At 58.0% G+C, this 13,700-nt stretch carries 4 protein-coding genes and 5 pseudogenes; 2 read left to right on the plus strand and 7 right to left on the minus strand.

Going from position 1 to position 13,700, the window contains the following annotated elements; genetic code table 11:
- Positions 1–532: 532 nt before the first annotated feature.
- The 3 genes and pseudogenes from XH80_RS10085 to XH80_RS10095 all read right to left on the minus strand — a co-directional run bounded on the left by XH80_RS10085 (position 533) and on the right by XH80_RS10095 (position 5,292).
- Positions 533–1,696: a M20 aminoacylase family protein gene (locus XH80_RS10085; protein WP_271598466.1), complete on the minus strand. Its 1,164-nt coding sequence runs from the start codon at positions 1,694–1,696 to the stop codon at positions 533–535.
- A gap of 226 nt (positions 1,697–1,922) precedes the next feature.
- Positions 1,923–3,126: pseudogene (locus XH80_RS10090) on the minus strand (acetyl-CoA C-acyltransferase).
- A 75-nt stretch (positions 3,127–3,201) separates the two neighbouring features.
- Positions 3,202–5,292 carry a 3-hydroxyacyl-CoA dehydrogenase NAD-binding domain-containing protein gene (locus XH80_RS10095; protein ID WP_271598468.1) on the minus strand — a complete coding sequence of 697 codons (2,091 nt, stop codon included), beginning with the start codon at positions 5,290–5,292 and terminating at the stop codon, positions 3,202–3,204.
- A gap of 1,151 nt (positions 5,293–6,443) precedes the next feature.
- Between XH80_RS10095 and XH80_RS10100 the strand changes: the two genes are divergently transcribed.
- Both XH80_RS10100 and XH80_RS10105 read left to right on the plus strand, forming a co-directional pair.
- Positions 6,444–7,625 carry an acyl-CoA dehydrogenase family protein gene (locus tag XH80_RS10100; RefSeq protein WP_271598469.1) on the plus strand — a complete coding sequence of 394 codons (1,182 nt, stop codon included), beginning with the start codon at positions 6,444–6,446 and terminating at the stop codon, positions 7,623–7,625.
- 4 nt (positions 7,626–7,629) lie between these two features.
- On the plus strand, positions 7,630–8,766 hold the full coding sequence (locus XH80_RS10105; RefSeq protein WP_271598470.1) for an acyl-CoA dehydrogenase family protein: 1,137 nt from the start codon (positions 7,630–7,632) through the stop codon (positions 8,764–8,766).
- A 536-nt stretch (positions 8,767–9,302) separates the two neighbouring features.
- Here the strand turns inward: XH80_RS10105 and XH80_RS10110 are convergent.
- From XH80_RS10110 to XH80_RS10125, 4 pseudogenes are all read right to left on the minus strand, one after another.
- Positions 9,303–9,788 (minus strand): annotated as a pseudogene (locus tag XH80_RS10110) (IS630 family transposase); the annotation flags it as partial.
- 79 nt (positions 9,789–9,867) lie between these two features.
- Positions 9,868–11,101 (minus strand): annotated as a pseudogene (gene ltrA, locus XH80_RS10115) (group II intron reverse transcriptase/maturase).
- Positions 11,102–11,620: 519 nt separating this feature from the next.
- A pseudogene (locus tag XH80_RS10120) lies at positions 11,621–12,086 on the minus strand (IS630 transposase-related protein); the annotation flags it as partial.
- Positions 12,087–12,498: 412 nt separating this feature from the next.
- Positions 12,499–13,485 (minus strand): annotated as a pseudogene (locus XH80_RS10125) (IS91 family transposase); the annotation flags it as partial.
- Positions 13,486–13,700: the final 215 nt, after the last annotated feature.

Below are 13,700 nucleotides of genomic sequence, written 5' to 3' on the forward strand. Positions count from 1 at the left end.
ATTGAAGTCGGATCCCGAGGGTGAACGCAAGCGACAGAAATGTGTCGTCGGGGAGAGAGCGACCGTGCATGCCACGATGACGCGGGCTGCGAAACGCAAGGGCAACCATGAGGCTTTCGACTGGGTCAAGACGGTCGGCAATAAGGCCCGACGAACGAAGCTGTCGAGGCCGCCTTTGGCTTGGCTTGGCCAGAGCCTTTGTCTCCCAATAGCGGATCGTCGAAATGGAAACCGTGCCTCCCAGTTCCTCGGCTCTGCGCGGCCATCTTTGATGGCAGATCAGGCGGCCCTCTAGGCATTTTCAAATCGACATTAGAAATCCAGGACTAGTGGATGCTGAAAATTGATGTTCGACCTGAAGGTGTTTTCGGGACGCCTTTATTCGCAACCACAAATGATCAACTGAACCGGCGATCTAAGAGCGGGCTCTCTGGAGCACCTGCTGCGAGTGATGCGACTAGTATCACAAAATGAGTTTCGATCGGGGAAGCGGCGTTTAAGCAAGTTTCATCCCAGCTCTAGCTTTGCGAACTCATGCAGACAGCCCGTTCTCAACCAGGTTAACCCAATAGCCTATGCCATAGGATAGCGCTTCATCATTGAAGTCATATGCCGGATTGTGACAGGCAGGGGTTGGTCCATTACCAAGGAACATGTATGCTCCCGGCCGCGCCTCAGCCATAAAGGCGAAGTCCTCCGCCCCCATTACCCCCCCGACCCTCTCGTCCACTGAAGCGGATCCCACGAGCTTGCTCGCCGCTCTGATCGCCATGTTGGTCTCCTCCACCTGATTGATGGTGACTGGGATGTGTCTGTGATATTCGACTTCGACTTGTGCGCCGAACGCCCGGGCGATGCCTTGCGCAGATGCCAAAATCTGCTGTTCCGCGAAATTTCGTAGCTCAGGCAGCAGAGTCCTGACGGTACCGCCAATCTCAACGTTTTCTGGGATGATGCTGTAGTTCTGACCGGCAGCCAGTTTGGTAACAGAGATCACGAGCGACTTGGTCGGATCCGTGCCGCGTGAAACCAACGTTTGCAGGCCAACGATAATCTGCGCCGCGATTACAATGGGATCGATGTTCTTATGTGGTGAGGCCGCGTGCCCTCCCTTACCCTTCACAACGATATCGAAATTGTCCTGCGAACCCATAATCGCGCCATTACAAATGGCGAACGTACCAACCTCCATGCCGGGGCCGTTGTGCATGCCAAACACCCGAGAGATGCCAAAACGGTCCATGATCCCTTCCTGGACCATTTGGCGACCGCCCCGCCCATGCTCTTCCGCAGGCTGGAAGATCAAAGCAACGGAGCCCTTAAAGTTGCGTGTGGCCGCCAAGTACTTTGCGGCACCCAGCAACATTGCCGTATGACCGTCATGTCCGCACGCGTGCATGCAACCAGGTATTTTCGAGGCCCACGGTTTATTTGACGTCTCGACAATCGGTAAGGCATCCATATCCGCTCGCAGACCGATCGTCGGCCCATCTCCGCCCCCGCCCTTGATAATCGCGACGATGCCGGTCTCGGCTATTCCTGCTTCAATGTGGCTGATCCCAAAGGACTCCAGCTTTTCGACCACAAACCTCGCAGTGTTTTGTAGCCGATAATCGAGTTCTGGATTTTCATGGAGATATCGGCGCCACTCGGTTGCCTCCGCCTTTATATCCTTGAGAGCCTCTACGGTAACCATCAGCAGTACCCCAATTTATGATGACCTATTGCCAAAGAACTTTTCATGATTAGGGCTCTAGCAATCGATCTCGTCTTCATCATGCCTCAGATATTATGCGCGGCCACTGTTTGTTATGAGCAGACATCGGCTGAAGTATGAGAAGACTGCATCACAACGTGCAAACATCCAGCTTTCTTCGCCTGCGGTCTCTCGGATCTTGTCGGAGCCCCAAAAGATCTCAACCTCAAAAGATCTCAAAGAGAGCGGCAGCGCCCATGCCGCCGCCGACGCACATCGTCACCACAGCATACTTCGCGCCGCGGCGCTTTCCCTTCATACAAGGCGTGCGCAACGCATCGCGCACCCGTCATGCCGTACGGATGGCCGATGGCGATTGAACCACCCGAGACATTAAGCTTGTCGTTCGGAATACCCAGCTTGTCCCGGCAGTAGAGCACCTGGGACGCGAAAGCCTCGTTGAGCTCCCAGATATCGATGTCTTCGACCTTAAGGCCGTTACGATTCAAGAGTTTCGCGATCGCAAAGATCGGACCAATGCCCATCTCCTCAGGACTACAGCCCGCTACTGCCATACCTCGGTAGGCACCCAGCGCCGTCAGGCCGCGCTTCTCGGCTTGCTTACGCTCGACCATCAGGATCGCAGCTGAGCCGTCAGAGAGCTGACTTGAGTTGCCAGCGGTAATAAATTTGCCCTCCTTCAGATACCGACCACCCTTGAAAACGGGCTTAAGCTTCTTGAGGTCTTCCAGTGTAGTCTGGGGACGATTGGCGTCATCGGCGTAGATTGTGATCTTCTTTTCCGAGGTCTTACCGGTTTCCTTGTCGACCACTTTCATGACGGTGGTAACCGGGACGATCTCGTGTGCGAAGCGGTCTCCTGCCTGGGCCTGGGCAGTGCGTTGCTGTGAATGCAAGGCGTACTCGTCCTGCGCCTCACGGCTGACGCCATAGCGCTCGGCCACGAGTTCGGCGGTTTCGATCATCGAGGTCCAGAGTTCAGGCACACGTTGTTCGAGCCAAGGGTCAAGCGCCATGAAGCGGTTCGACTTATCGTTTTGCACTAAGCTGATCGACTCTACGCCGGCGCCGACGGCGATCGAGGCGCCATCGTTTACGATGTACTTGGCAGCCGTGGCAACGGCCATAAGCCCCGAGCTACATTGCCGGTCAACGGTCATGCCCGAGACGGCGTCCGGCAGACCAGCACGCAACGCGGCCTGGCCAGCGACGTTATAGCCGGTCGTGCCTTCCTGCATCGCTGCGCCCATTACAACGTCATCGATTTCGCCGGGATCGATGCCAGCCTGCGTTACCACTGCGCGAATTGATTCTGCTGCTAGAGTTGCCCCGTAGGTGTTGTTGAAAGCGCCGCGGTAGGCTTTGCCGATGGGGGTCCGCTTTGCGGCGACGATGACGGCTTCACGCATGAGTAGGAAAAGTCCTTTCGGTTGAATCCGCTCACCCGGGCCCTGCCGAGATGAACCGGATCCAGATTATGCAAGCTAGAACGTTTTTTGGAATTGATCGAAGTTGGCAAACGTCTTGTCTTCGGCAACCAGCTTCTCCAGCAGGTGCGCCGGCTTGAATTCATCGCCCAGGGAGAGCTGAAATTCCCTCATTCGTGCGAGAACTCTATCCAGGCCGATCTGGTCGGCGTAGTACATTGGTCCACCGCGGTAAACTGGCCAGCCGTAGCCATTGACCCAAACGACATCGATATCGGAAGCCCGAAGCGCCTTACCTTCCTCAAGGATTTTCGCCCCTTCATTGATCATCGAATAAATGCAACGCTCAAGGACATCCCCATCAGAGATCTTGCGCGGACTCATGCCAGATTTAGCCATGAACTCGCTTATGATCTTTTCGGTGATCAGCGAGGGTTTGGCGTTACGGTTTTCGTCGTAATCGTAGTAACCGGCGCCAGTCTTCTGCCCAAAGCGGCCCATCTCGCAAAATACCTCACGCAAGGTGGAGCTTGTCGATTCCTCGCTCACCCACCCGAGGTCTAATCCCGCCAGATCGGCCATGCGGAAGGGGCCCATGGGAAAGCCGAAGTCGTACAGGACTTGATCCACGTCCCAGGGACTCGCCCCCTCCAGAACCAATTTCTTCGCCTCGCGCTCGCGTTGCGCCAGCATGCGGTTGCCAATGAAGCCATAGCACACGCGAGCCAGCACAGCGACCTTGCCAATCGTCCTGGCCGATTTCATCGAGGTCGCTATAACGTCCTTAGCGGTTTTCTCGCCGCGAATGACCTCCAGCAGCTTCATCACGTTGGCCGGCGAAAAGAAGTGCAGCCCGATCACGTCTTCGGGCCGCTTAGTCACCGCAGCGATCTCGTCGATGTTCAACTCCGACGTATTCGTAGCCAGAATCGCTCCGGGCTTACAGGTACTGTCCAATCTGGCGAAGACCTGCTTTTTGATGTCCATGCGCTCGAACACTGCCTCGATGATCAGGTCGCAATTGGCGAAGTCTTTCATGTCAAGCGAGCCGATCAGCAGACCCATCCGCTGATTCACCTGCTCGGGCGTCAAACCACCACGCGCGGCCGTCCGCTCGTAGTTCGACCTGATCACGCCGAAGCCTCGGTCGAGCGCCTCTTTCTTGATCTCGACGATCGTCACGGGAATGCCGACGTTGGCGAAATTCATGGCGATACCGCCGCCCATGGTGCCCGCGCCCAGGATGCCGACCTTATTGATCGGCCGTGTCGGCGTACCGTCCGGCACGTCGGGTATCTTTCGTGCCCGACGCTCGGCGAAGAAGTGGTAGCGCTGAGCCGCCGACTGAGGACCGCGCTCCAGCTCCGTGAAAAGTTGCTGCTCGAATCGCAGACCGCCCTCAAATGAGGCTGAACTCACAGCGGCTTCAATGCCGCGGATGTTGTATTCGGGAGCCAGCAACCCTCGAAATTTCCGTGCGTTGGTCTTTCGGAAATTATCAAAGATCTCGGGATGTCTTTTGGCCGCTTCCAGCTTGGCATTGTTCTGACGAATCTTCACCAGCGGCTTGCCTTCGGCAACCACCTTGCACGCGAAGGCAATAGCGCCTTCCTTCAATTTTCCCTCCTCCACGAGTTCGTCGACCAACCCCATAGCCAGTGCCTCCTGTGCGGGCACATGACGGCCGGACGTCACCATCTCCAGCGCCTTCTCGACACCCACGATACGCGGCAGTCTCTGCGTGCCTCCCGCGCCGGGAATGAGGCCCAACGCCACTTCCGGCAGCCCGATCTTGGCCGAGCGCATCGCCACACGATAGTGAGCGCACAGCGCGAGCTCGAGCCCGCCACCCAACGCGGTGCCGTGGATTGCGGCAATCACCGGCTTGGACGAATTCTCCATCGCCTCTTGGACTTGAGATAGGCCCGCCCCCTTAATATGACCACCGAACTCGGTGATGTCGGCTCCAGCAATAAAGGTCCGACCTTCACAAATCAGCACCACAGCCTGAGCGTCGGACACGAGAACACGCTGAAAACTCTCGAACAGTCCGTTTCGCACATCCGCGGAGAGCGCATTCACGGGAGGGCTGTTAATCGTGATGACGGCAATCGTATCGTGAATTTCGAGTTGAACAACTTTATCCATGCTGCACCATCTTGAGCCTTGCTCCCTTTCTTCTTCAGTCCGAGGCGTCAATTCGCAAGCCCAGGATCGATATTCGGAGCTCCTGAGCGCGATAACCACGAAGCTCATTCGAGCGGATGAGTTGCACCATCGGACGATATTTGGCTGATCTTCCCAATGAGACGCCAGCAGCATAGCGAAGGCCACCGCATGAATTCCGCGGATTTCCCTCCTTGGGTGGAGAAATTCGGCTGGCCTGCGTAGCTATTGTGCCGCAAGTGCCGAAGCTAAAACCGGCTCACTCGCGATGATTTACTCTTAGGGCTCAAAATCAAATATGATGACTGGATAGGAAGTCACACGAATATAGAATCGGTTGCGGTGTGGGAGGCCTTATTCCCTCTTGAACGAGAACGGTGACAGATGCTTCGGTCGTTTTTGGGCATCGAGGGCGGGCGCTCGCCCTTACCACTGTTCGCCGGCAAACTGGACTTCACCGGCGAGGATGAGTGCAGCAAATAAATAGTGGCGCTTGTCGGAATGGATGCGGAGACGGCAGAAAACACGCTTGGTCTCTTTCCCTGTTAGTGCGCGGGATCCTAGAGAGGGTATCGTCGATTCGCGGAGACCTCCTCCTAGTACTTAGTCGAGCTCCGGACGGCAGCTCGCGCGCGTGCGCTGGGTCGCCGTCCATTTTACAAGATCAAAAGCAGAGAGTCGCAAACAAGTCGACTCATTGCCGTGGAGACTGCAATCGACAGTTTGAACTAAAGGAGCGCCATCGCCGCGGGTTTCGAAGAAAAACCGCGCGAATCGCCGCCTCTTGACGGAATTTGCCGTCATAAATGCTCTAAGTTCGCGCGTCGTCGGCGTCGTGCGGTCCGTGAATCCCGCAATCAGTGCCTGAAAGCGCAAAGTGGCTTTGCAATGTTTGATGCCGGACGAAACTGCTTGGCTCGGAGGAAGCTTACTAACTTCAGCGGTGCCACGGAGCAGTAGCGGAGCGACGGACGGCTCTAGCAGCTCATTATTGGAGACGCAGAAGTAAAGGGTTATGCCGGCCCTTTCCGACGATAAGCAATGGTCAGAGCCAACGACTTGCTGTGGACGGATGATGCACGAAATATTTCGCAAGGTGGCGGGGCAAGGAATTAACAGATGAGGTGCAGTCGGTGAACGATCTTGATTCTTTCCGGCAAGAGGTGTGTGCATGGCTCGCAGCCAACTGCCCTGCGGAAATGCGCGAGCCTGTTCGCTCCGCAGACGATATTGTTTTGGGCGGCCGTCGCGCAGTTTTCAAAAGCGCCGCGCAAAAAGTCTGGTTGGACCGGATGGTCGAGAAGGGCTGGACTGTCCCAAACTGGCCGAGAGAATACGGAGGCGCAGCTCTTTCGCACGAGGAGACGAAGATCCTCCGCGAGGAGATGGGTCGCCTCGGCTGCCGCGCTCCATTGGATACTTTTGGCCATGAAACGCTCGGGCCAACGTTGCTGAGATACGGCACGGCGGAACAGAAGTCGCAGCACCTGCCGAAGATGGCGCGCGGAGAAATCCACTGGTGTCAGGGTTATTCCGAGCCCGGCGCCGGCTCCGACCTCGCATCGCTAGCGACCCGAGCGGAGGACAAGGGAGACTACTTCCTTGTAAACGGTCAGAAGATTTGGACAAGCAACGCCCACAAGTCCGATTGGATCTTCTGCCTTGTGCGGACCGATAGCTCAAGCAAGCACAACGGCATCTCGTTCCTTCTGTTCGATTTGGAGACAGCTGGAGTCTCGGTCAAGCCGATCAAGCTGATTTCGGGGTACTCGCCCTTCTGCGAGACCTTTTTCGATAACGTAAAGGTGCCTAAAACGAACTTGGTCGGCGAACTCAACAAAGGCTGGGAGGTCGCCAAATACTTGCTGAGTCACGAGCGGGAAAACATTTCCGGGGCTGGCTTAGAGGGTCCCCGGCTGTCACTCGGCGAGAGGGCCAAACTGACGCTCGGAACCGAAGCTGACGGGCGATTGGACGATCCGATACTCAGGAGCCGCATAGCGCTATTCGAAATCCGTGCCGAGGCGTTTAAAGCGGCCTCTGAGCGATTTGCCGACGAGCTAAAGCACGGACGCGGCCATCCCGCGCAGGCCTCAATGATCAAGTACTTCGGGACCGAGTTGAACAAGCAACGCTATGAGTTGATCATGGCTTCCGGCGGGTCGGATACACTGGAATGGGATAGCGAGCGCTCACAGCAGGGCGCTGACGCCCGTGCCTGGCTGCGCACAAAAGCCAACTCCATTGAGGGTGGCACGTCCGAGATACAGCTCAACATCATCGCTAAGCGCATTCTCCAGCTACCCGGAGCTTAACCTCGTGCCTCTCCTTCACACCGAAGATCAAACCATACTTGCCGATACCGTTCGTTCGTTCCTTGCGGAACAAGCGCCGGTCGGCCATATGCGCGCGTTGCGGGATGCCGATGACAAGAGTGGCTTTTCGCCAGACCTCTGGAAGCGCTTTGCCGAGCTGGGCCTGAATGGCATTCTGCTCGATGAGTCCGATGGCGGCTCTGGGCTCGGGCATGTCGAGGCTGGCATCGTGCTGGAGGAGATCGGCCGCAACCTAACTCCGTCGCCGTTCCTCTTGACGGCGGTCGGAGCGGTCACAGCGCTGAAGGGCGGCTCATCAGATCAGCGACAAGCTTGGCTGCCTCAAATCTGCGCCGGCGACGCGGTCGGCACGCTGGCTCTCGACGAGTCGGCCCGTCATCGGCCTGAACGGATCGGGTTGAAAGCCGAGCGCGTTGGCAGCAGTTTCCGACTGGTCGGAGAAAAGCGTTTTGTGACGTACGGCCACGTGGCCGACTTCTTGATCGTGGCGGCCCGGACCGCCGGCGCCGACGACGAGCAGCTTGGCGTCACACTTTTCCTCGTCGAAAGCGACGCAACGAATCTCACAGCGCAGGCTGAGCGGCTCATCGATGCGAGCCTAGCCGCACGTCTGACGTTCGATGGCGTGCAGGTCTCCGCGGACGCAGCTATCGGCGAAGTGGACGACGGCTTTAGCGGCCTAATGAAAGTGCTTAGCGCCTTGCGCGCCGGGACCGCTGCTGAAATGGTGGGTTTGGGCTCCCGCGCTTTAGACATGACCATCGACTACCTCAAACAGAGGATGCAGTTTGGGTGTGTGATTGGTTCGTTTCAGGCGCTGCAACACCGCGCCGCCCACCTCTACGCCGAGATGGAAGTCGCGCGAGCGGCCGTGCTTAAAGCCCAGCAGCTGCTAGACGGTGACGAAGATCGCGCCGAGCAAGCTGTGATGGTGGCTAAAGCAACCACAGGTCTAGCTAGCGCGCTTGCTGTTCAGGAAGGCGTTCAGATGCACGGTGGCATCGGCATGACCGACGAGTACGATATCGGTCTGTACATGAAGCGACAGCGGGTGCTCGCCGAGTTGTTCGGCGACGCAGATTATCACGCCAACCGCTTAGCGCAGTTTGCGGGTTACTAAAGAACCGAACTTGCGCTTCAACGATTTTGTCCAGAGTCATGCGTCCGACCTCAGAAACGCGGGCGCATGTACTGGGACGACCAGACTGGTGTTAAAATCGGATCGGCGTTGGCTCAAGGTTTTGAAAGGCCAGCAGGCGTCCCGGCGCCGACAACTGGCAAGACTCCGATAGATTTTAGGAGGCGCAATGCGCCGAGCCTCTCGATTGCAATCTGTCGGAGCAAGAAGTTAATTGCCGTTGAAATTTTGCAGGCCAAACCTGTCGGGCGCTCGACGGCTCAACTAATGCGGGAGCTGTCGCCCAACAGGCGGCTGTTTGTCTTTTTTTTATTGAAGCCGCACCTCCGTCAACGCAGTCGAAGAGGAAGATCCGGCGGCCACCCCGGACATCTGCAAGGAAAGGCTTCTTGGCGAAATAAGCTCTCGCGAAACCGTCTTCCGGTGAGATCGCAACCAGCGACATTGCGGTCACTCGCTAGGTTGTAGGCTAACCAAGGTCTCCTGAAGACTCGCTTATGCCCTAAAGCGTGATGGCATTAGGTCCGATAGCCTGAGTTTTTGAGGTAGTTGGCGCACTCCTCGGTGGTGAAGGCATTGAGTGCGTGGCCGATTGCGGCGCAGACCGCGTCGAAAGTTCGCGCGGCGGCTTTGCGGAGCAGGTGTTTGAGCTTGGCAAAGACCTGTTCGATCGGGTTCAGGTCGGGCGAGTATTTTGGCAGGAAGAAGAGTTTGGCGCCGACCGAACGGATGAGCTGGCGAACTGCTTTGCTCCTGTGGCTGCCGAGGTTATCCAACACGACGATATCGCCGGGTCGAAGGACGGGCAGAAGAACCTTTTCGACATAGGTGCGAAAGCTCACGCCGTCGATTGGCCCCTCGATGAACCATGGCGCATCGATCCGGTCATGGCGCAGGGCCGCCAGGAAGGTCATGGTCTTCCAGCGGCCGTGGGGAACCTTGGCAGGAAATCTGTGCCCGCGCGGCGCCCATCCACGCAAGGGCGCCATATCGGTCCTGCTCCAGGGGTGAGTAGGCCGGGGGATTTTCACCCCCGGCCTCTCGCAGAACGGTGCGTGAGCCTCTCGGTTCACACCGCTCCCGTCAGGTGAACGTGGTCGTTCCGAACAACTGCCAGTGTACGAACAGCTCCGCATTGTCCCGAGCCAGCTTTCGCAAGAACAGCGAAGCACCGGTTTTGTGGAGCCGGAAGCGCTTGTACTTTCGCATGATCCACGCCTTCAGCTTCTGATTGACATAGTCGACCAGAGAGAACAGCGCTGAACGGCTGAACCGACCGTAATAACCTATCCACCCCCGGAGGAGCGGATTGATCTGTTGGGCAATCTCAGCCAGCGTCCCCGGCGTTTGCCGGGGAATGTGCAAGCTTCGGATCGTTGCTCGCATGGCCTTCAAAGCTGTCGCACTGACCGCCGGGGTGTATCCACAAAAGAATTCCTTCCGCTGTGACGTTGCCACCTGCCGTGGCCTGAACTGATATCCGAGAAAGTCAAACTTGACCCTCGGATACGTTCGCCGACGCCTGTTGTCCTTGCAATAGACGATCTGCGTCTTTGTCGAGTGCATCTGAAGTCCGCACACCTCCAACCTCGCTTGAAGCTCCGCCCTAATGGCCTCTGCTTCTCGCTCCGTCCGGCAGTGCACCAGTCCGTCGTCAGCATATCGACACAAAGGGAGGTCGGGATGTGTCGGCGCCATCCAGAGATCGAACGTATAATGCAGGAACAGGTTGGCCAGTATTGGGCTGATCACGCCCCCTTGCGGGGTTCCGCGGCTCCGCTCAACAAGCTTCCCGTCCTTTTCAATTGACGCCGTCCAGCCACCTTTCGATGTAGAACAGCGCCCATCTGCATTGCACGTGTTTCCGGACCGCCTTCAGCAGAAGATCATGCGGAAGATTGTCAAACAGCCCTTTGATGTCGAACTCCAGACGCGTGACGCCCACGGCGTCCAGAGCCGATATTCCTGGCCTGTATCCGTAAGAGTCCTGCAGGAAGATGGATTCCAGTTCCGGCTCAATCATCTGTTTGACAACCATCTGCGCGATCCGATTGCCGATAGTGGGCACACCTAAAATCCTTTCGCCGCCCGTCTTCTTTGGAATGGAGACGGCGCGCACCGGAGGTGGAAAGTAGGTCCCTGACGACATGCGATTCCAGATCTTGTAGAGATTCCCTGCAAGATCTGTCTCGAACATCTCCAAGGTCTGTCCGTCCACCCCGGCCGCACCACGATTGGATTTGACCGCCTTGTACGCTTCGTACACTCGCCGCTTCTCTATCGAGAACGGCTTGTTTGTCGCACCGTTCGAAGTCATCCTGTTTCCAGTTGGTTCTAGAGTACGACGACCTGACCCGATCCCTTTGCTCCGACCCCATTACAGGGCCGTCAACGCTCCTACGGATCGGTCCGCCCCAGTCTCTTGCATCGGTACCCTCGCCTCACGGTTGTCGCCGCTTGCGCTTCTCCCTTGGCATCAAGAGCCTGGTTCCTGCAGTTCCGCGCGAGAGCCTGTGTCCAACTCACGCCCCCTCTACGCCGGTCGCCGCCCGCCCGGTTATGGCGGACTTGTCCCAGGATGACGAGACGGTCCTGGTTTTGACGACGCTTGGAGTCACAACGACGCGTCCTCGGAGGGTTCACTTTCGTTCGTCTTTCGGACACTCACCTGCTCGGTTTAATCCGAACTTTTGATCCGACGCTCACCACCACGGCTCTTTACCGCAGCAGCTCGGACTGGTTTGAGATCCGCTCCTGAAAGCCGATCTCGGGGGGCCAGCCCCCATCTTTCCCGCAGCTTCACCATCGGTCTTAGTTCATGTTGAACTCCTTCCGCTGTCTGCAGCACACTCTCGTCGATGAAGACCAGCCGCTCAGCTTCGACGCGACCTTGATATTTTGTCCACTGGGCTCGCCGCCGCGCGACCTCGGGTCGATCGCGTTCGCCAGCCGCCACGCTTTTTTTTGAAGCTGAGCTTCTCGGCATGCACGAAATCCCACACCGAGTGGTAGTCGACCTTCAGGCCGCGACCGGCAAGCTCGGCAACGAGACCGCGTATGGTGAAATTGCCGTCCTTGATCCGCTGCGACAGCCAGACTGCGTGGTCTCCTGAAACCGCCTTTGGCTTGTGACCATCCATCTGGCCAGGCTCAACGCTGCCGGTCTTCTCGACCCGCTTCATCCAGCCGATTGCGGTGCTAATTGCCACCCCAAACTGCTTGGCCGCTTGATTGCCGGACATCCCTCCCTTAATCGCGGCAACGACGCGCTTGCGAAGATCCAGAGAATAAGGCTTGCCCATCCATGCTGGCCTCCATCCAGCCAGCATGGTGAATCAGAAACACACTGATTTGGGAATCTTGAGGGTTCTGTGAGGTCGCGGGGCAGACTTAAGCCGCGCGCGCTGTCGTAGCGTGCGACCTCATAGAAGCCGGATTGAACGAAGCCGCGGAGTTGTGGGCGCTATGGGGATAGTGCCGCGGGTGCTGCTGCGGGGAATGCGCGGCTGTGGTCGCCGCGCGTCGGCGAGACATTCATTGGATGTGAGCGGCCCGATTGATCGGGCCAAGGGCGCGATCCAGCGAGCGATCTGCTGCGCTGGGATGCGTGGCCGAACGATTGGCGAGGTGTTCGGTGACGAGCGCGGCCACGGCGACTTCGGACGTTGCCACCGCGAAGGTGATCCCGAAAGGGGTGGACAGCGCAGGCGCCGGTCATGACGTATCACAACGAAACGGATGGTTGTGGCAGGCTCGCGGGACGACATCGACACGTCGCATGGTGCCGCCACAATGCGGGCAGACGGGGATCTCACATTTGGTGAGGGGATTGTCGCCGGCTTCTTGATCAGTCGGAGCGTTGCGGACGGCAAGGAGTTGACGGCAGAGGGCGATTTTATCGTTGCGCCCGCCATTGGCGAGGAAGCCATAGTGGCGGATGCGGTGGAAGCCGTCCGGCAGGGTGTGCAGGAGAAAGCGACGAATGAACTCATCGGCATTAAGCGTCATCACTTTGGCTTTACGATTCTGCCGATAGTCGTTCCAGGCAAAGCTCACCTTGCCGTCGGCAAGCGAGATCAGCCGACTGTTGGCGATGGCGACGCGATGCGTATAGCGGCCGAGATAAGCCAGCACCTGTTCGGGCCCGCCGAATGGCGGCTTGGCATAGACGACCCAGTCTGTCCGTCGAAGTTGAGCGAGGCGCTCGGCGAATGCGGCGGGATCGGCAAGATGGACGAGATCGCCAAAGAAGCCCAACTGGCCAGCCGCGAAGGCGGCTTGGAGCTCTTGCAGAAACAGACGGCGGAATAGCCGGGAGAGGACACGCACTAGCAAGAAGAAGCCGGGCCGGCAAGCGACCCAGCGCGTGCCGTCGAGCGAAGGTCCACCACCAGGCACGACGCAGTGGATATGCGGATGGTGTTGCAGGGTCTGGCCCCAGGTGTGGAGGACGGCGGTGACGCCGAGCTGAGCGCCGAGATGCTTGGAGTCGGCTGCGATGGTGGTGAGCGTCTCGGCCGCGCAGCGGAACAGAATGGCATAGACCACCGCCTTGTTCTGGAAAGCAATCTCTCTGGCCGGCGCCGGCAAGGTGAAGACGACGTGGAAGTACGGCACGGGAAGGAGTTCGGCTTGTCGCTCGGCAAGCCATTGCGCGCGCGCCGAGCCCTGGCACTTCGGGCAATGCCGATTGCGACAGGTAATGGGCGACGCCCATTACCTGCCTTATGGGCAAAGCCGGTAATGGGGAGCTGGCAATCGCGATCACCGTATTTTCCTGTGTATTGCCGCTCTCGAGCTCTCCATTACAAGTCGCCCGTGCGACCCCGTCGGGTCGGCCACTGATGGCCGGCCACATACGGGGACGAACATGTTGGAGACGTACTTTTCGGCGGCGAAGATGCTGGGGCATTTGC

The organism is Bradyrhizobium sp. CCBAU 45384 (assembly GCF_028128665.1).
Lineage (GTDB): Bacteria > Pseudomonadota > Alphaproteobacteria > Rhizobiales > Xanthobacteraceae > Bradyrhizobium > Bradyrhizobium manausense.